14 protein-coding genes are annotated in these 18088 nt (G+C 44.9%); 9 read left to right on the forward strand and 5 right to left on the reverse strand.

Features of this window, described 5'->3' with window-relative positions; all coding sequences use genetic code 11:
• The first annotated feature begins 34 nt into the window (after positions 1-34).
• Positions 35-724, forward strand: a complete 690-nt coding sequence (locus TW84_RS19030) for a flavin reductase family protein (protein ID WP_045977208.1) — start codon at positions 35-37, stop codon at positions 722-724.
• Between the two features lie 174 nt (positions 725-898).
• Positions 899-1465: a hypothetical protein gene (locus TW84_RS19035; protein WP_240478203.1), complete on the forward strand. Its 567-nt coding sequence runs from the start codon at positions 899-901 to the stop codon at positions 1463-1465.
• A gap of 57 nt (positions 1466-1522) precedes the next feature.
• Here the strand turns inward: TW84_RS19035 and TW84_RS19040 are convergent, their stop codons facing one another.
• Entirely contained in the window at positions 1523-2116 is a 594-nt protein-coding gene (locus TW84_RS19040) for an NADPH-dependent FMN reductase (protein ID WP_045977209.1), read from the reverse strand.
• Positions 2113-3027, reverse strand: coding sequence for an EamA family transporter (locus TW84_RS19045; RefSeq protein ID WP_045977210.1), 915 nt, complete (start codon positions 3025-3027; stop codon positions 2113-2115). Before TW84_RS19045 ends, TW84_RS19040 begins: the two co-directional genes overlap by 4 nt.
• 132 nt (positions 3028-3159) lie before the next feature.
• Between TW84_RS19045 and TW84_RS19050 the strand changes: the two genes are divergently transcribed.
• From TW84_RS19050 to queF, 3 genes are all read left to right on the forward strand, one after another.
• Positions 3160-3639 carry a MarR family winged helix-turn-helix transcriptional regulator gene (locus TW84_RS19050; protein WP_045977211.1) on the forward strand — a complete coding sequence of 160 codons (480 nt, stop codon included), beginning with the start codon at positions 3160-3162 and terminating at the stop codon, positions 3637-3639.
• A 408-nt stretch (positions 3640-4047) separates the two neighbouring features.
• Entirely contained in the window at positions 4048-10092 is a 6045-nt protein-coding gene (gene pulA / locus TW84_RS19055; protein WP_045977212.1) for a pullulanase-type alpha-1,6-glucosidase, read from the forward strand.
• A 595-nt stretch (positions 10093-10687) separates the two neighbouring features.
• The gene (queF, locus tag TW84_RS19060) at positions 10688-11506 is read left to right on the forward strand and encodes an NADPH-dependent 7-cyano-7-deazaguanine reductase QueF (RefSeq protein ID WP_045977213.1); all 819 of its coding nucleotides are present in this window, start codon (positions 10688-10690) and stop codon (positions 11504-11506) included.
• 112 nt (positions 11507-11618) lie between these two features.
• Here the strand turns inward: queF and TW84_RS19065 are convergent, their stop codons facing one another.
• Positions 11619-12419, reverse strand: a complete 801-nt coding sequence (locus TW84_RS19065) for an arylamine N-acetyltransferase family protein (protein ID WP_045977214.1) — start codon at positions 12417-12419, stop codon at positions 11619-11621.
• Between the two features lie 85 nt (positions 12420-12504).
• Positions 12505-13374 (reverse strand): AraC family transcriptional regulator, encoded by an 870-nt coding sequence (locus tag TW84_RS19070; protein WP_157634069.1) that lies wholly within the window; start codon positions 13372-13374, stop codon positions 12505-12507.
• Positions 13375-13501: 127 nt separating this feature from the next.
• Here TW84_RS19070 and TW84_RS19075 point away from each other — a divergent pair, with 127 nt between their 5' ends.
• The 3 genes from TW84_RS19075 to TW84_RS19085 all read left to right on the forward strand — a co-directional run bounded on the left by TW84_RS19075 (position 13502) and on the right by TW84_RS19085 (position 16284).
• Complete coding sequence (locus TW84_RS19075) at positions 13502-14677, forward strand: aminotransferase-like domain-containing protein (RefSeq protein ID WP_045977216.1); 1176 nt, start codon at positions 13502-13504, stop codon at positions 14675-14677.
• Positions 14678-14806: 129 nt separating this feature from the next.
• Positions 14807-15256 (forward strand): GNAT family N-acetyltransferase, encoded by a 450-nt coding sequence (locus TW84_RS19080; protein WP_045977217.1) that lies wholly within the window; start codon positions 14807-14809, stop codon positions 15254-15256.
• 152 nt (positions 15257-15408) lie between these two features.
• Positions 15409-16284: an SDR family oxidoreductase gene (locus TW84_RS19085; protein ID WP_045977218.1), complete on the forward strand. Its 876-nt coding sequence runs from the start codon at positions 15409-15411 to the stop codon at positions 16282-16284.
• A 16-nt stretch (positions 16285-16300) separates the two neighbouring features.
• Here the strand turns inward: TW84_RS19085 and TW84_RS19090 are convergent, their stop codons facing one another.
• Positions 16301-17245 carry a LysR family transcriptional regulator gene (locus tag TW84_RS19090; RefSeq protein WP_045977219.1) on the reverse strand — a complete coding sequence of 315 codons (945 nt, stop codon included), beginning with the start codon at positions 17243-17245 and terminating at the stop codon, positions 16301-16303.
• 123 nt (positions 17246-17368) lie between these two features.
• On the opposite strand from TW84_RS19090, the gene TW84_RS19095 reads away from it, so the two are divergent.
• Positions 17369-18055 (forward strand): DJ-1/PfpI family protein, encoded by a 687-nt coding sequence (locus TW84_RS19095; protein WP_084720267.1) that lies wholly within the window; start codon positions 17369-17371, stop codon positions 18053-18055.
• The last annotated feature ends 33 nt before the right edge of the window (positions 18056-18088 follow it).

The raw sequence follows: 18088 nt of genomic DNA on the forward strand, positions 1-18088 counted from the left end.
ATACTGATGCCAAAAATGGTGTGAATAACGTCCGATGAAAGATAAGAATTTTACCAAAACTCAACTCGAGGCCATGGACGAGCGCAAGAGAGCTAGGTTAATAAACAGTTTGTCGGGATTTAAAAGCGCCAACTTGATTGGCACGCAAGACGGAACTGGTAACAACAACCTCGCCATTGTCAGCTCGGTTGTCCATATTGGTTCCTCTCCCCCTCTGTCGAGCTTCGTAAGTAGACCCAATAGCGTCGACAGGCACACACTTGAAAATGTCAAACAGACTGGCTTTTTCTCTATCAACTCCGTCGAATCAGACATCGCAAGAGCAGCACATCAAACATCTGCTCGCTACTCGAGAGTGCAGTCAGAGTTCGATGAGACGGGCTTGACCCCCTATTTTTCTGAGCAGTTTTTTGCTCCTTACGTGTTGGAAAGTAACTTAAAAATTGGCTTAAAGCTCCGTGAATGTATTGATATCACTGCTAACAACACCTGTTTGGTTATTGGAGAAGTCGAAGAGATCTTGATATCAGACCAATTTATCCAACCTGACGGATATGTGGATATTGAATCCATGGAAGCGGTGACAATCTCAGGACTGGATAGCTATCATGTAACCCAAAGGTTGTATCGGTTGAGCTATGCAAAGCCTAACATGACTTTGCATCCGCTGACGCTAGAAGGCGATCCCTCTTCTTGGGCAGCATTGAAATCGGAAACAGAATGAACGAACGCTAGGGCCTTATTAATTCTTCTATCAAGATAGGGTTTAAATTATATTCACCTTGTCAACTAATTAATTAATAATTATAACTCAGCTCCCATAAATGACTTTTATGTAAGTTATTAATATGTATAATCATCTCGTTTTATAACTAAATTGTCAGTTGTTGGAGTAACAATGTTTAGAAGCTCTATAGTTAGTGCGATGGTACTAGTCGCACTAACGGGTTGTCAGAGCACAAACACGTCTGAACAAAAAGATGTGAACAACCTAAATACGCAGTTTGAGATCGATGTTAATAATACGACGTACAACGTGGACTTCGATCAGTCTCAATCTATGGTGACGTCTGTTGAATATGTTTCTCGTGAACAGTCAAAAGGGATATACGCTAAAAAGGCGATGAGTGGTCTGTGGTCGCAAGAGAAAGTGAAGTATCAAACTCAGCTGTTAGATTCTCTTTATTCGAATGGTGCATTTATTGTGCGAGTGTACGGAGAAACGATTAACTCGGTTAGCCGAGATTTGTACAAAGTTGAATTAGTGCAAGATGGAAAAGTTGTACAGCGCGGCGTATTTGATGCTGTAGGGGATGTTCCAAATATGGATTACCCATCACGCCTGTGGCGTAACGATTCCAAACTTGCGACCAATGGTTTAGATACCAGTGAACCTTTTGAAATCCAGGTAATTACTGGTGAAAACATCGAAAGGTATCATTATCAGCCGAATGTTAAAGGCTGATCAATAGCTTAAGTTCTTGAGCACGGTTGAATGTGCTCAAGACTGTTTCATTTCTTTTTACATCCCATACTGAAATGGCTTTCCTGCCTCAACCATATCCCGATGAACGGGTTTTAGTGCATGTGCATAAGCGGATAACAGCTTCATCGTGTACTCACTACGGTGATGAAAGTTCACATCATTTACGCTCCCGTCTGAATTGAACAGAGTTTCCGCGTTGCGGAAGATTAAGTGATCCGGAATCAAGCACACGTGGTTATTCTTACTGCCGGTTAAACGAAGTTCACTAATAGGGTAAACGCCATTAACACTTGCCGAAACACTGACAGCTAAAGCAGGTTTGTGCGCCATTTCCTTCAAAGTCGATAGCATTAAAAAATTTTTTAGAGCTGGTGTTGCCATACCGTGCCACTCAGGGGTGATGAAAACAAATGCATCACTGGTTTGTAGCTGAGTAGCAATCTTTCGCCAAGGGGTCCATTCATCACTACCCGACCACATGCCTTCATTCCATAGTGGTAAATTCAACTGATGGAGATCGAGAATATCGATATCCGTAAAATCAGCCTCTGCCAGTGTCGATAAATAATGAGCTGCTTTTAGGCTTTGGGAGTCAGCACGCTGGCTGCCTGAGATAATGGTAAGTTTCATGCGAGTTCCTTTTTACTACTAATAGATGATGTGTTTGTTTTAATTGTTGAATCTGTCGGGGTTGATGCCGCCAGCAAAATTGAAATTAATACGCTTAGAGCACCGATAAGCTGAATCCAGGTCAGAGTCTGACCAAGAATTAGGTAACCAAGAAGCACAGCAGATACACTGCTAAGAAAGCCAAGGAATGAGACCGACACCGTGCTGAGCTTTTCTATTCCACGGAACCAAAGTGAGTAAGCGAGCATGGCGCCAACAATTGCCAGATAGCTGTAACCGACAACATTCTTTAACGTGATTTGTTGAGGTAACCCCTCTGCACTGATGGCGATAGGGATTAGCATCAGCCCACCAAACAACAACTGCCAGCCAGTGAAGCTCAACAGGGACATATTTTTAGGTCGTCCCCACCTTTTTGTTAACACTACGCCTAGAGCCATGCTTACGGTACCGAGTAACCCCATGACAACTCCCGAGGTATTGAGTTGACCTGGGTTATTGACCACAAGCATAGCGATTCCACCTATTCCCAAACCACTAGCAGCTATTTGCGTGAACGTTAATGTGCTTCTCAACAAAACCACGCTCAGCCCCATAATCAGAATGGGCTGAATGGACATAATCAGAGCCGCCATACCGCCGGGTAAGTAAGTGGCAGCATAAAATAGGCAGTAGAAAAAAAATCCGATGTTGAGTAGGCCAAGTACGGCCAGTTTCGCCCACCAACTTCCACTTGGGATCGTGCGAGAAAACAACACCAATACTATCCCTGCAGGCAAAGCGCGCAGCATCGATGCTAATAAGGGACTGTTGGCAGGCAGAAGTTCAGTGGTGACGATGTAAGTACTTCCCCAGACCATTGGCGCTAATGCCGTAATGGCTAATGTCGCTATTCGTTGTGTGCGTGTCATTGGTACCTCCTTTTGTCACAACCTGTCTTTATAAAAAGTATCTTTCCAAAAAGATACTTTTTATAAAGTAATGGTGATTTATCTTTTAATCAAGTATCTTTTTAAAAAGATAAATTAGTATAGGGATAAGATATGCAAGATCCTGTCGACCAAATCTTGAAGCAGTGGGGCGATGTGAAGCCTGGGTTGGATTGTTCTGACATGGGAATTGTCGGTAGACTGATGCGTGTTCAGGGACTGTGGCACAGCCAATTGGAACATGTGTTTAAGCAGCATCAACTGAGTATGTTGGAGTTTGATATTCTCGCGACATTAATGCGAAATAAGCAACCACTGACCCCGACTGAAATGTACAAAACCTTGATGATCTCCTCAGGCGCTATGAGTACTCGGATTGAAAAGTTGGTCCAACGAGGCTTGGTGAAGCGATTAGCAAGTGGCGATGATAGACGCAGTTGTAAAGTAACGCTTACCCAGTTGGGTGCTCAATTAGTCGATGAGGCTTTAGCATCACACTTATCAAATATGAACGGAATGCTGAGCATATTTAATGAACAAGAAAAAGCCCAACTTGCAGATATGATGAGAAAAATCTTACTCGCCAATCAATGATTGATAAGACTGTGGTGGCAGGCTAGCCGTTACTTAGCCACCAGTTTTCGTTTTTTGTATCAATCAAAACTACCTTCTTGTAAAGCGGTAGCAGATTGAGTCAAAGATCCAATTTCTTAACATTGAAACGGCTTGTTGTAATCCTACAGCCGTTGATTCATTCGTTACTACAAAGTGTCAGATTTCTCACTGATTGCATATCATCTGAGTAATTTTTCGATCGTTTTAAAGGCTGTAATTGTGAGCCTGCTTCTAAAATTTTTTCTCCTCCCCCCGATCTACGCCTACTCAATCAGTTTTATAGGATGAGGTAATTAACTGTTTTAAAAATATAACGTTAGCTTGAGGCGATGTAATTAAACCAAAAAGTTTATCGCTCGTGGAACGTGAATATAAATGGATAAAAAAATGAACATCAAGCTAACAAAACTGAGCCTAGCTATGGCGTCGCTTGGGCTGCTGGCAGGTTGTAATGACCCGCTAGAAGTCAACGTGATGGATGGCTACATCGAAAAAGCATCTGTCTGGCTGGACGTAAACGGAAATGGTCGACAAGATCGTTATGAGCCGTCAGATGTCACTGATAGAGACGGATATGCTGCCATTGACCTTGAAGGTCTGAATATCGAAGACCAAGACGTTTATCTTGTTGCTAAAACCCAGCGAGGCGTATCGATTGACGCTGATATTCCGGGTGTCACTGTGACAAGAGACTATACCTTGATGGCACCGAGTCATTACACTCTGGTGACGCCATTCTCGACTTACATTGCTGCGCAAATGCAGCAAGGTGTCAGCGAACGCAAAGCACTGCGTAAACTGCGTCGACAACTCAAACAGCCACACCTAGATATTGAAAGCGATTATATTGCTCAGCAAGAGGTAGTCGTCGCAAGAAGCGCAAAGGCGTTAACGCAATTACTGCCAGAAACCATTGAAGACCAAGATATGGAAGCGCTGGCGGATACGTTGGAGCTGGGCAGCAAAGCATTGGGAAAAGAGCTTAAACGTGGTCGCAATCAACTGCTTAATAAGACGTTAATGCTGGATGGTCGAGGTTTGCCAGTCATCGCGCAAGATAGTGATAGTGACGGCGTAGCCGATGCGATTGATCTTTTCCCATCCGATATTAAAGAGTCAGCAGATGCTGATAGTGACGGAATTGGCGATCATGCGGATACGGACGATGATAATGATGGTTTCAGCGATGTTGTCGAGTTAGAACTCGCTAGCGATCCTTACTCATCGGCGAGCTTCCCCGCCGATCTTGATGGCGACAAAATTCCAGATGCGCATGATTCGGATATCGACGGTGACGGTTGGAGTAATGAAGAAGAAACTCGTTTAGGAACCGACCCTTACTCGGCATCCAGTCAACCTGCCGATCGTGACGGTGATGGCATTACTGACAGCGAAGACAGTGATATCGACGGTGATGGTGCCGATAATGGCGTGGACGCATTCCCTGAAGATAGATTTGAAAGTAAAGACACCAATGGCGACGGGCTAGGAGACTTTGCCTCTAGCGACGATGATGGAGATGGGATCCCAGACAGCATCGATCCAAACCCAACCAGCCCAGATAACAGTTCATCTGAGCCTGCCCCGATTTATTCTGAATCGGTCATTTACTACAAACGAGATGATGGTAATTACGCGGACTGGGGACTTCACCTGTGGAATAACGCATCTTGTGACGCAGTGTCGGCTGACGCCTTAAACGGCCTAGATTGGGGCAATCCATACGCTTGGGGAGAAATCGACCCGCAATATGGTGCTAAGTATGTTGTACCACTGAAATCCGATCACGGTGCATGTATGAACTTCATCGTACACAAAGGTGACGCAAAAGCGCTGGGCGGTGATGATCTGAAGGCTGAATTTGCTAAAGGTAATACACTTTATACGACACACGGCAGCTCAGTCGTTAAATACTCACCAGATGAGCAAATTGTGGTGAAACTTGATGGTGCAGCGGCTCACTGGCTCGATGTTAATTCCATTGCTTGGTTTGATCATGGTGAAGCAGCCAGTTACCAAATCTGGAGTCGTGCTGCGGGTAACGGTGATATCAATCAGCCAGAACAGTTTATCAAGTACGACATTTCATTTGCTGGCAACGTTGATAATCCTGACTTCCCACACCTGAAAGATCGTGTTGGTTTCTATTGGGATGTTGATACTGAGACGGCTAAAGCGCTGTTGAAGACACAGCTAATTGCAGTGGCACTCGATGATGCAGGCAAACCGTTGGTCGCAACTCGTGTCCAGATTCCGGGCGTTGTCGACACGCTTTACACCGCAGGACCAAATGATGCGGATGAAGCTAAATTGGGTAGCTGGATTGAAGGCGATAGTGCGAACTTTGCACTTTGGGCGCCAACAGCTCAAGATGTTGAACTGTATTTGTACGATCAGGATAAAGCACTAATCGCACAGTCGCCATTCAGTTTGACTCTCGACTCAGCGACTGGCATCTGGCGTTACCAAGGCGATGCTTCACTGAAGAATGTGTTCTATCGTTACCGTGTGAAAGCTTACCATCCAAAAACCGACCACGTTGAATGGATGATGACCACTGACCCTTATTCTCTCTCTCTGAGCACGTCCAGTTTGCACTCTCAACTGGTTGATCTCACGGATGATGAAACCAAACCGGCAGGTTGGGACAGTCAATCAATTCCAGAGCTGGAGAATCCAGAAGATCACATCATTTACGAGCTGCATGTACGTGACTTTAGTGTCAGCGATACGCAGGGTACACCAGCAAACAACGGTAAGTATCTGGCCTTCTTAGAAGATGAACGCGACAGTGTTAAGCAGTTGAAATCGTTAAAAGAAGCTGGCCTGACAACGATCCATCTTCTACCGACTTACGATTTGGCTTCCATCCCTGAAGATCCAGCGAAGACGGTGAATCTGACCGATACCGTAGAAAAACTTTGCGGCATTAATCCTGATGCCAAGTTGTGTAGCGATGGTACTTCACGCGGTGCAACCATTCTGTCTTTGCTAGAAAAAACGGACCCTAACAGCGGCGAAGCGCAGGCATTGCTCGCAGATGTTCGTCCACTGGATGGATTCAACTGGGGTTATGACCCATTCCACTACAACGCACCAGAAGGCAGCTACGCTGTTTCAACCGATGGCATTTCGCGTATTCGTGAGTACCGTCAGATGGTGCAGAAGCTTCATGATATGGGCTTCAGAGTGGTACAGGATGTTGTCTACAACCACACCTACTCCTCGGGTTTGTATGACAAATCTGTGCTCGATAAAGCAGTACCGGGCTACTACCATCGCCTGAACCCGATCACAGGTGCTGTCGAGAACTCAACCTGTTGTGATAACACTGCATCTGAGAACCGCATGTTTGAGAAACTGGTGGCGGACAGTGTAGTGATGTGGGCTCAGGACTATAAGATTGATGGCTTCCGCTTCGATTTGATGGGACACCTGATGAAGTCGAGCATGCTGCACGTGTATGAGAAAACCAAGCTAGTAGATGAAGATACTTGGTTCTATGGTGAAGGTTGGAACTTTGGTGAAGTTGCTGATGGTCAACGTGGTGAAAACGCAACCCAATGGCCGATGGCGGGCACAGGCATAGGGACTTACAACGATCGTCTACGTGATGGCGTACGCGGTGGTGGTCCATTCGATAGTGGTGATGCCTTGCTTGAAAATCCGGGTTTTGCTAATGCGGGCAGTCGATTCAATGATGATCTGAAGTCGAAGATGGATCTTATCCGTTACGGTATGACAGGTAATCTGCAAAACTACCCGTTGGAAACGTATAGTGGCGCTACTGTGTACGGACGTGATTTCCAGTACGGAGGGCAGGGTGCGGCCTATACACTCGATCCTCAAGAATCCATTAACTACGTTTCAAAGCATGACAACCAAACGTTGTGGGATTTCAACCAGTACAAAGCCGATGCTAGCGCTACGCCAGCAGAGCGTGCTCGTATGCAGATCGTAGGTCTATCAACTGTAATGCTCGGACAAGGTGTACCATTCTTGCACATGGGGTCTGAATTGCTACGCTCTAAATCCATGGAACGCGATAGCTACGACAGTGGTGATTGGTACAACAAAGTCGATTTCAGTAAGCAGACGAATAACTGGAACATTGGTCTGCCACGTGCTGATAAAGATCAGGCTAACTGGAGTGCTATCCAATCAATCATTAGCAACCCGAATACCGTGGCAACTCCGGAGCATATTGCTTGGACAGACAAGGTCTTCAAGGAACTGCTGAAGATTCGTTCCGGCACACCCTTGCTTCGTTTAGTGAGTGAAGAGCAAGTCTTGAAGCGCGTACGTTTCCATAATACTGGGCCGTCGACATTACCGGGCATGATTGTGATGTCGGTGAATGATGGGGTGAGTGCAGGCGCAGACCTTGATAGCAATTTCGACTCAATTGTTGTTGCGATTAATGCCAATACTTCAGCACAAACCATTCAGATTGCTGGAGCACAAAGCTTCGAGTTGCATCCGGTGTTGAAAGCCTCGTCTGATTCAGTCGTTAAGCAGGCGAAGTTTCAAGACGGCGCTTTCACTATTCCACCACTCACTGCGGCTGTCTTTGTCCAGACACAAAATGGTGCGCAAGGAGAAGGGCTGAATATTGATAGTAAGCCAGTTGATGTTGCGCCTTACGGTTCTACCAAATTATACGTTCGTGGCTCAATGAATGGCTGGAGTACCAGTGATGAAATAGCCTATCAGGGTGACGGTGTGTACGCCTTTGAAGGCTACCTGACTCCGGGAGAGTATGAGTTCAAACTGGCTTCTTCTAACTGGAGTACGATCAACCTTGGTTTTGGTGGCTTCTCAACTGGCAACGGTTCTGTCACGCTTGAAAATGCAGGTAATGGCAATATAAAGGTGACAGTGACCGAGCAAGGCGTGTACAAATTTACGTTAGATGCTTCAGACCAATCCGCGTTGGTAGTATCTGTCGTTGATACAAAGCTTGACTATGCCTGCTATCAGGATGACAGCAAAGCTTGTGATCTGAGGATCTATCAGGTGATGGTGGAGTCATTTGTGGATGGAGACTCAGACCATAACTACGGTGTGGGTTACGGCAATTCGCATCACAATGGAGACCTTCAGGGTGTCATTGACAGTCTTGACTACATTGCGAGCTTAAACGTGAACGCATTGTGGCTCACACCTGTGTTTGATTCTTGCGCGGGTCAGGCTGGTGATGATCGCCTTGACGCCACCGGCTATTTTGCTTGTGACTACTTCAATGTCGATCCTAAATTTGGCACCAACGAAAAGTTGAAAGAACTGGTTGATACTGCTCACGCTAAAGGTCTATACGTGCTTTTAGATGGGGTGTTCGGTCATACTAACCTTACTGGTGTGAAACCTTCCCCAACGGGTAAGCTACCAAGTCTGAGAGGGGAAGAGGGTTACCCGGGTATGAATGTGAATTACCCAGATGTAGCGAGTGAAGCCTTCTTCACAGAGGTTGCAACTTATTGGGTGAAAGAGTTTGGTATTGACGGCTGGCGTCTCGACCAATCTTATCAGCTTCCACTTGAGGCATGGCGCAACATTCGAGCTGCAGTAGAGCAAGCCTCATTGCATAATAAGAATGCGGGTAAGCAATGGGGAACATTGGGCTACATGGTCGGTGAAGTCTGGAAAGGTGCCGATGAGATTACAGCAACAACCTATGGCAGTGACTCACAACCGGGTCTTTCGTCGGCGTTCAACTTCCCGTTACGTTACGGTTTAGTTCAAGCTCTGGCGGTTGAAGAATCGGGGGCGAGCAACAATGCCCGTGTTTTGGATGCAGAGTGGAACAGCCGTGCCAAATCGCCTTACCATGCGATGCCAAACTTAATGTTGGGTAACCATGACTTGGTGCGCTTCGGTGACCTGATTCAGCGTGGCAATCTTGGTGAAGCAGTCAAGCGACATAAAGCCGCGTTTAGCTTTCTAGCGGCTTACTCTGGACCAATCACACTTTACTACGGTGAAGAGATTGGTGACGAAGTCGCTAACTTCTCGGACAAGGTCACATCAGATTGTGCTTCTCAGGGGCTGTGTGATGATCATGTCGCTCGCTCAAACGCGAAAGTGCAAGGCGTGACTGGGGTGACGCTGACTGCTGAGCAACAAGATGTGAAAAACTATCTGACTCAAATTATGCAGGTTCGTAGTGAACATCCGGCACTTTATGCGGGTGAACGACGCAACTTATGGTTGGATGACAACTTGTATGCTGACCTGAAAGTGAATGGCGACGAGCAGATCATTTACGTACTCAACACATCAACAACGGAACAAACACTCAATGTTGACTTAGCAAGAGTCAAATCGACAGGCGAATTTGCAGACTTGATGAGTGGTGAGCTGATTAATGTTCAGGCAACATCTGGTGCCGTTTCTGTTCCAGCTCTGACAGGGCGACTTCTTTTAATCAAATAGTCGTTTGTTACAATAGGTCGACTGAAACGAAAAAGGCTCTCCTATGTTGAGAGCCTTTTGCTTTTGTGTTGCAACTGCAGGTAAGCATATTGCCAGTTGGTGTTTGAGTCATGAGCGAGTTAAACGCTTTTTCATTGGCAACACGCTGCGTGAACTAACCGCTGCCAATAGGTGGTTTCTTGAAGTCAAGACGCGATGCCTTCGTTACTGATAATCACAGTTCAAACATAAAAGCAGATGCATCAGATAGGGTGCGTGTGTATATTTGAGTGCATTGATATTCTACAGGTGGCATTGTATTTTTGGTGTTGGTTTGGTTTTATGGCCCGCACAAAGGTGAAGAGCAATAATGAGTAACTGGGCACACTTTAGAGGCAACATAGTGTTTTTCCCGATAGAAGACGAAATCAGGTTGGAAAATCAGTATGATGCGTTCCATTGTTGCATTCTTTTATACAACACCAAGTAATCGGCTTTCCGCTGTTTTCTCAGTTAGACTGTCTCAAGATCTGCTAGGCAATATGTAGTGTCAGCCCCATTTATTTCGCAAGGAAACTGTTTTCCTGCTTCATCAACGTCAAGGAATTAAATAATAATGACCACTTATGATAAGAACCTAGGTAAAAAAAGCGAGTATATCTCTCAGTATCAACCAGAATTACTCGATCCTATCCCAAGACAAAGAGGCAGAAATGAGATTAAAGATCTTAAGGTTGCCACTCATGCTGGGTTTGACTTATGGACGGCCTTTGAAGTGTCATGGTTAAACAACAAAGGAAAGCCCATTGTCGCAATTGCAGAGTTTATTATTCCTCATACGTCCAACAACTTGATTGAATCGAAGTCATTCAAATTGTATTTAAATAGCTTCAATCAAACCTGTTTTGAATCGCAAGATATAGTTATTGAGACAATGCAGTCCGACTTAACTAATGCTGCCGGAGCTGAAGTGACTGTATCGTTTATGGAGGTAGATGAACCACAACAAACGTCTATAAATAAGCAATTTGATTGTATTGATGGTTTGGATATCACCGTAGACTCGTTTGAGTATGATGCGGATGCGCTATGCGGAAGCACAGTGGATGAATATGTCTCTGAATCTTTATGTTCTCATCTCTTGAAATCGAACTGTTTGGTGACGAATCAGCCAGACTGGGGAAGCGTATACATTCGTTATACTGGAGCCAAAATCAATCACGAAAGTCTTCTTAAGTATCTCATCTCATTTCGCGAACATAATGAGTTTCATGAGCAATGTGTCGAACGCATCTATTCTGATATTAAACGATGCTGTGCTCCTGAAAAGCTGACAGTTTTTGCTCGATATACGCGACGTGGCGGCCTTGATATCAACCCTTATCGTAGTGACTTTGAAGATGAAATTTGCTCTGGTCGAAACCCGAGACAGTAACCAAATACGTCACACAACAAGTTAGGCTCAAAGGGGGTAGCCCAATTCAGCCTAACTCTTAGGTCCGCTGTCCAGAGCAGATGCTTTGTTTATATCTGCTCTGCCGACTCTGTTACATATCCTTGTTGAGTGGTATGAAATCGTCAAAGTTTGCGTCCAGCTCAATGCCAAATATTTGTTTTAAAACCATAAGATAACTCTCATCTTCAGCGATCTCTTTTTCCTCAATATGTCCGTTCGCCTTAATCTTTAGCGTGCTATTAAGCAGCGTGATAATGCCGTCGTCTGTGGTGATTGTTGCTAGCCGTTTCTGCAAAAAGCTTGAGTCAGGGCAAGTTGACATATAGAAATTACCATAAGCAATATCGCTAGCGCAGACATGAGTAAAATCAAGGCTATAAAGATCAATCCATTCATCGTCTATTTTTGCCTGAAGCATAGCGCCGTATAGGGAGTGTTGTTCGAAGCGCAAGGTTTGTAAGTCTGTGGGGATTTCCCTATCAAAAACAACAGGTATCGGTGTTCGTGGAGTATGCGACCCAAATCCAACGTCCACAATCCACTCCTGTCCGTCAAGCACGACCAGTGATACCAGATGGCTTCGGCCTGAAGGTTCTGGTCCAAGGTGGACTCGACCAAGCAAGGGTGTTGCGTCAAAGCCTAAACTTTTCAGAGCACTTAGTAGCAAGGCATTGACTTCAAAACAATAGCCACCCCGTTCACGTAGAACCAATTTCTCGAACAAAGCGTCGTCAGACAAATTGATAGTACGACGAAGCGCTACATCAAAGTTTTCAAAAGGAATTCTGCGATGTTGCGCTCGGTGGAGGACAGTAAGGTCTTCGATGGTGGTTTGGGGTATGTATGAGAGCCCGATCTTAGCCAGATATTGGTTTAGCCTGCTTGAGTCCATTAAACAGCTCCGTTGTTAATGAGGAATGACACGGTAACAGAAGTGGTTTAAACAATTCAATCTAAGCCTTGATGATTAGGATTGCCTAATAAAAACTGATAGGCAGGTAAAAATCGAGTTCAAAGTGTTCATCTTCATGCAGGAAGTGATTCCTGTGATAGTGAACATAGGCTGGCGTTGGTCCCAGCTTAAAGCCGGATTCAGGCAACCATTGTTCATGGACCTTGCTGATTTGAGGAAGCAACTCTCCATAAACTCCTGTGAGGCGAAATACCGCATGTAGTCCCCCCGGTATCACTAACTGATTAACAATACCGCGAACCTTGATCTGTGTATCTATCTCGATACAGGCTACGTAGCGACAGTTATCTAGTTCAACCAACGCGGGGTTTGAGTGATGCAAACCGTATTGACGTGATGTATCACGCCCCTCGCTGCCTGCCCACGAAGTTAAGACTCGCCAAGCATTTTTTACCGTTCGGCTATAACCTACATGGCGAATATAGGCGGCTAGACGATCGGGGGTTTCGATGATTTTAGGTTCGGGAAGGGATTTTTTGGCGACGCGGTGATAGCCTGCGGCGATTTCAGGATCTTTGAGATAGGGTTTATCGATATTTTGTTGCTCGTGCTTTCGCCACTCTCCGGGAGAGACGCTGAAAGTGGATTTAAATGCTCGGCTGAAAGAAGAAACAGAGTGAAAGCCGCATTTGTTGGCGATGTCCAATACCGAAGAATGCGGTTCAAACATCAATTGGTTGGCGGCATACTCCATTCGTGTTCGGCGGATATATTGGTGGATAGATTCTCCGACCACCTGTTTAAAAACGCGATGAAAGTGTTGCTCAGAGTAGGCGGCAATATCCGCTAATTCCTTGGCTGGCAGTGGTTTACTGATATCTTTATGAATATGATAAAGCACGTCATTGATTCGGAATATGTGTTGTCGACTCATAAAGAAAAATAGCATAAACGGACATGTTGAACAGCATAAACGGACATCCTATTTTCATCAATGGGTTATACACTTCATTAACGTCTTTTCGACGATAAAAATTCTAAAATTACACTCAGGAACTGTTATGGAAATCGCTCGCTCCCTGCAACAAATCTCGTCGTCTTATATTCGTGAAATTCTCGCTGCCGCATCGGATAAAAATGTTATCTCGCTCGCGGGTGGCTTACCAGACGAAAGCACATTTCCAATTGAATTAATGAAGCCGACACTAGAAAGTCTTTCATCGATGCCGGAAGTTTTCCAGTACGGAGCAACCGCGGGCTACGCGCCACTTCTAGAGTTCTTGGCAGAATACTTTGACCTGCCAAAGACACACACCGCAATGGCGTGTACAGGATCTCAGCAAGGGCTAGATCTGATTGCTCGTGCCTACGTCAACCCGGGTGATAAAGTGGTTATGGAAGCGCCGAGCTATCTTGGCGCGATGCAGGTATTTGGTTTGGTACAGGCGGATATTGTCACCGTACCTCAGACTGAAACGGGCCCTGATTTGCATGCGCTTGAGAAGAGTTTCGCTGAACAGTCACCTAAGATGTTCTACGCTGTGCCAGACTTCCACAACCCAACCGGTGTTTGTTGGACGTTGGAAACGCGTCAGCAGGTTGGTGCATTGTGTGAGCAATATAATGTTGTGCTGATTGAAGATGCACCTTACCGTGAGTTGAGATTCTCAGGTCAGGCGATTCCACTGGTCTCAGATTTCTGCCCACAACATTCTATTGTATTGCGTTCTTTCTCAAAGATTGCTTCTCCAGGTCTTCGCGTTGGCATTGTCAGTGGCAATAGTGAATATCTTGAACCGCTTATCAAAATCAAGCAAGGAGCGGACTTACATTCAAGTGTCCCTATGCAGGCATTGCTGCTGGGCTTATTACAACATCAAGGCTTTGAAGCGCATATTGGTATGGTCAGAGACCTGTACCAATCCCGCTATGAGAAGTTGTTTGCAGAGCTACAAAAGCAACTACCGGTCGGTTGTGAAGTGAAGCCTGTTGAGGGTGGCATGTTTATCTGGGTGACGTTACCATCATGCGACACGTTTGCACTGGCAAAAGCTTTGCTAGCAAATGGCGTGGCAGTTGTGCCAAGCCCTGTATTCTATCCAAATGCAGATGAGGCAAAGCCTGCGCTAAGACTTAACTACACCAATGCCTCGCCAGAGGAGCTGACGGTAGCCGTTGAGCGTTTGGTTAAAGGATTAAGAGCGTCGATCCGTGGACCTGAACTCGAAAACGTGTAATGCAAACAAATAAGTCGCCACTCACTGAGTGACGATGAGTGGAAGATAATATATAAAAGACCTATTTATTAGGTCTTTTATTTTATCCATTCTTTGTAAGAAAACACATGTTTAAAGTAAGGAGAAGGTATGAATGTGCAGCTTAAAGTCGGTAATGATGCCTTATTCGCAGAATACTTAGCTAAGACAAATATGGCACCTTATTATCAAACTCGTGGGATCATCTGGGATCACAATCAATTTCTCAACAGTTGGCAAGAGTTAGACAATTATGAGGTTCACTTAGGTAATACCCGTGTCGGAGTGCTGCGTTTTAGCTATGCTGATGGCATCACTTTCCTGCGAGATCTGCAACTTTTACCTGAGTATCAAGGAAAAGGAATTGGAGCCAAGTGCCTTGACCTAGCGGCTGTACACGCACTTAACGTTCAATCGACTAAGCTCGTTTTACGTGTGTTTAGTGAGAATCCTGCGATCAATTTGTATCAGTCCAAAGGCTTTATTCGATCATCTGAAGTCAATGGGTTGGTTGAAATGACGTTTCCGCTAGGTGTGAATAAACAACATGATTGTGGCTAAAAGAGCGTTAATACTCTTGTTCTGCTTGTTTTTCTTCAGTTGGTCTTGAGTGCCCACTTTTAAGATGAGCGAGGTCTCTCTCATGGCGTGAGAGAATAGCCGCATTACGGAATACTAGCTGAGTATGAAGCTTTAAAGGTAAGGAAACTATCATGACGACATCGAGTAAGGTTTTAGTAGTGGGTTCGACGGGATACTTAGGCCTGTATGTCGTCAAGCAACTGCAAGAACGTGGTCAAGACTTTGTTGCGTTGGCTCGCAATACACAAAAGCTGCTAGAGATCGGCGTTAGTGAATCTCAGATTATTGAGGCAGAAGTGACCGACCAGCATCAGCTTAAGGGTATTTGTGACCGCGTTGACGTTGTGATTTCTTGCTTGGGTATTACTCGTCAAAAAGATGGTTTGAAGTATAAGGATATCGACTATCAAGCCAATCTCAACGTCTTGCTTGAGGCGGAAAACGCAGGTGTAGAGAAATTTATCTATATTTCAGCGTTTAATGCAGCAAAGTATTCTAGTGTTCGTCTGCTCAGTGCTAAGGAAAGGTTTGCTTCTCGTTTACTCAGCTCAGAGAGGTTAAAGCCATGCGTTATTCGACCAAATGGCTTCTTTTCAGATTTGGCCGAAATCTACCACATGGCAACTAAAGGTAGTGTGTACCTGTTTGGTTCTTCAGCAAAGAAATTAAACCCAATTCATGGTGAAGATCTCGCGACATTTTGTATTGAAGCCATCCAGTCTAATGTGAAAGAACTGGACGTAGGAGGCCCTGAAGTATTAACCACTATTCAGATCGCACAGTTTGCTTTTGAAGCACAGTATAAAGATGTGAATATTGTCCGATTGCCGGACTACCTGAGGCGTTTAACCTTACTTGTAATGCAAAACCTACCCGAAAAATGGGGGGGAGCGGCTGAATTTTTCTTGACGGTTATGGGCAAGGATTCAATTGCTCCAGTTTATGGACGGCATAAAATTAGGGATTATTATTCAGAATTGTTTACAGCGGCACATAAGCCAAAATGACAAGGCGCTTATATTATCAGGGCAGTTTAATATCTAGGTGTTTGGCCCAAGTATGCCGCGGAGTCTCACCTTGGGATTGTATTGATTTCACCACAAAGTCGACGAAGAGCTTCACTCGCAACGGCATGTATTCACGTTGATGGTAAAGAATATAAACGCCTTCGTTTGGTGGACGAAAGCTGGGGAAAATAGGGATTAATTGTTCGCTTTTAAGCCAGTCCCGAGCGATGAAGTGAGGAATCTGTGTTAGCCCTAGTCCCTGAGCACATAGTTCTGCCATTGATTCACCATCATTGACGACAATGTTTTGGGCTGTTTCGATTGAATGAATATGTTCAGTGGAAGCGAGTTTTAGCCCGAGTAATCTTCCTGTTTGTCTAAAGCGAAAGCGTATCCAGGTATGGTGGTGAAAGTCCTGAGGTCCTTTTGGCGCCCCGTGTTGTTTGAGGTATTCTTTGCTTGCACAAATCAAGTAATCGATAGGACTCAGTTGGCGAGCGATCAACTGCCGGTCTTGCACAACTCCCGACCTAATTGACACATCGACAGCCTGATCAACCATGTTGATATAGGAATCATCGTAGCAGATGTCCAAGTCAATATTTGGATATTGGTAACGAAACTCTTTTAACAACGGCTGAATATAACGGCGGCCATAAGAGACGGGTAAATTGAGTTTCAATGTACCTGATGGTGAGCTGTTAGCCTGTTTTAGATCTTTTTCGCATGTGATGAGTTCATCGAGCACGTGCCTTGCGGTTTGTTCGTACTGCTGTCCCGCGAGGGTTAAGTTGAGTTGGCGTGTAGAGCGAAGAAACAACTGTATTCCAAGGTCAGACTCTAACCTGTTCACGGCTTTACTCACGGTCGATGGGTCTGTGCCATATTTTTTCGCCGTTGCCGCGAAACTGCCTGTGTCTAAAGTCGTGATGAAAAAGCGCAATGCGCGTAGTTTATCCACTTCAACTCCATCATTTAGTCGTGAATATAATTCACTATAGATAGGTTAACATGCCACTTCAATCATTAAAGATGCTCGCTAAGATAGTGATGACTATTTTGATTCACATAATGGGGATAAATAATGATAATTGATAAATTAAACATCCGTATGACGATGCTATCTACGCTTCTTTTGCTCTCAATGGTATTTGGGCCAACCGTATCGGCAGCGGATAAGACTATCGGTGTATTAGTCTATGATGGTGTATTGACATCAGATGTCACCGCACCTCTAGAAGTATTTGGCGTTGCGAACCGATTAACATGGTTCAGTGATTATGATGTGGTGACAATTTCAGTTACGGATACAATGACGGTGACGACAGAAGAAGGATTACAGTTGGGAGTGGACACTTGGATTGGTGATTCCCCTAAGCTTGATGCTTTAATACTTACGTCCAGTTACGATATGGATCCATTGGTCAATAACAAAGCTTTGATCCGCTATATTTCCTCAACAGCCAAAACTGCAGAGTGGATGGCAAGCAATTGTTCTGGTGCTTATCTATTAGCTGAAGCAGGTGTGTTAAATGGTAAACAAGCGACGACATGGGCAGGAGGTGAGCGTGATTTTCAACGTGACTACCCGAAAGTTGAGGTACTGACAGACAAAAACTATGTTGTCGATGGCAACGTACTTACATCCAATGGCAGCCTGGTTAGTTATCAGGCTGCGTTAAAGCTTCTACATTTAATGAGTTCCCAATCTAAAGCGCAAGAGGTTGCGGATACCCTACAATACTCACGCTTCTCAAATCAGACTTTTTAGGAATGCCGTGTGAGTTAACAACCACAATCGACG

The sequence above is a fragment of the Vibrio neptunius genome (assembly GCF_000967495.1).
Classification (GTDB): Bacteria; Pseudomonadota; Gammaproteobacteria; order Enterobacterales; family Vibrionaceae; genus Vibrio; species Vibrio neptunius.

Bases quoted from the DNA above. Each gene is read 5' to 3' on its own strand.
- TW84_RS19030 (WP_045977208.1), top strand. From the start codon at position 35: ATGAAAGATAAGAATTTTACCAAAACTCAACTCGAGGCCATGGACGAG.
- TW84_RS19035 (WP_240478203.1), top strand. From the start codon at position 899: ATGTTTAGAAGCTCTATAGTTAGTGCGATGGTACTAGTCGCACTAACG.
- TW84_RS19040 (WP_045977209.1), bottom strand. From the start codon at position 2,116: ATGAAACTTACCATTATCTCAGGCAGCCAGCGTGCTGACTCCCAAAGC.
- TW84_RS19045 (WP_045977210.1), bottom strand. From the start codon at position 3,027: ATGACACGCACACAACGAATAGCGACATTAGCCATTACGGCATTAGCG.
- TW84_RS19050 (WP_045977211.1), top strand. From the start codon at position 3,160: ATGCAAGATCCTGTCGACCAAATCTTGAAGCAGTGGGGCGATGTGAAG.
- pulA (WP_045977212.1), top strand. From the start codon at position 4,048: ATGAACATCAAGCTAACAAAACTGAGCCTAGCTATGGCGTCGCTTGGG.
- queF (WP_045977213.1), top strand. From the start codon at position 10,688: ATGACCACTTATGATAAGAACCTAGGTAAAAAAAGCGAGTATATCTCT.
- TW84_RS19065 (WP_045977214.1), bottom strand. From the start codon at position 12,419: ATGGACTCAAGCAGGCTAAACCAATATCTGGCTAAGATCGGGCTCTCA.
- TW84_RS19070 (WP_157634069.1), bottom strand. From the start codon at position 13,374: ATGAGTCGACAACACATATTCCGAATCAATGACGTGCTTTATCATATT.
- TW84_RS19075 (WP_045977216.1), top strand. From the start codon at position 13,502: ATGGAAATCGCTCGCTCCCTGCAACAAATCTCGTCGTCTTATATTCGT.
- TW84_RS19080 (WP_045977217.1), top strand. From the start codon at position 14,807: ATGAATGTGCAGCTTAAAGTCGGTAATGATGCCTTATTCGCAGAATAC.
- TW84_RS19085 (WP_045977218.1), top strand. From the start codon at position 15,409: ATGACGACATCGAGTAAGGTTTTAGTAGTGGGTTCGACGGGATACTTA.
- TW84_RS19095 (WP_084720267.1), top strand. From the start codon at position 17,369: ATGATAATTGATAAATTAAACATCCGTATGACGATGCTATCTACGCTT.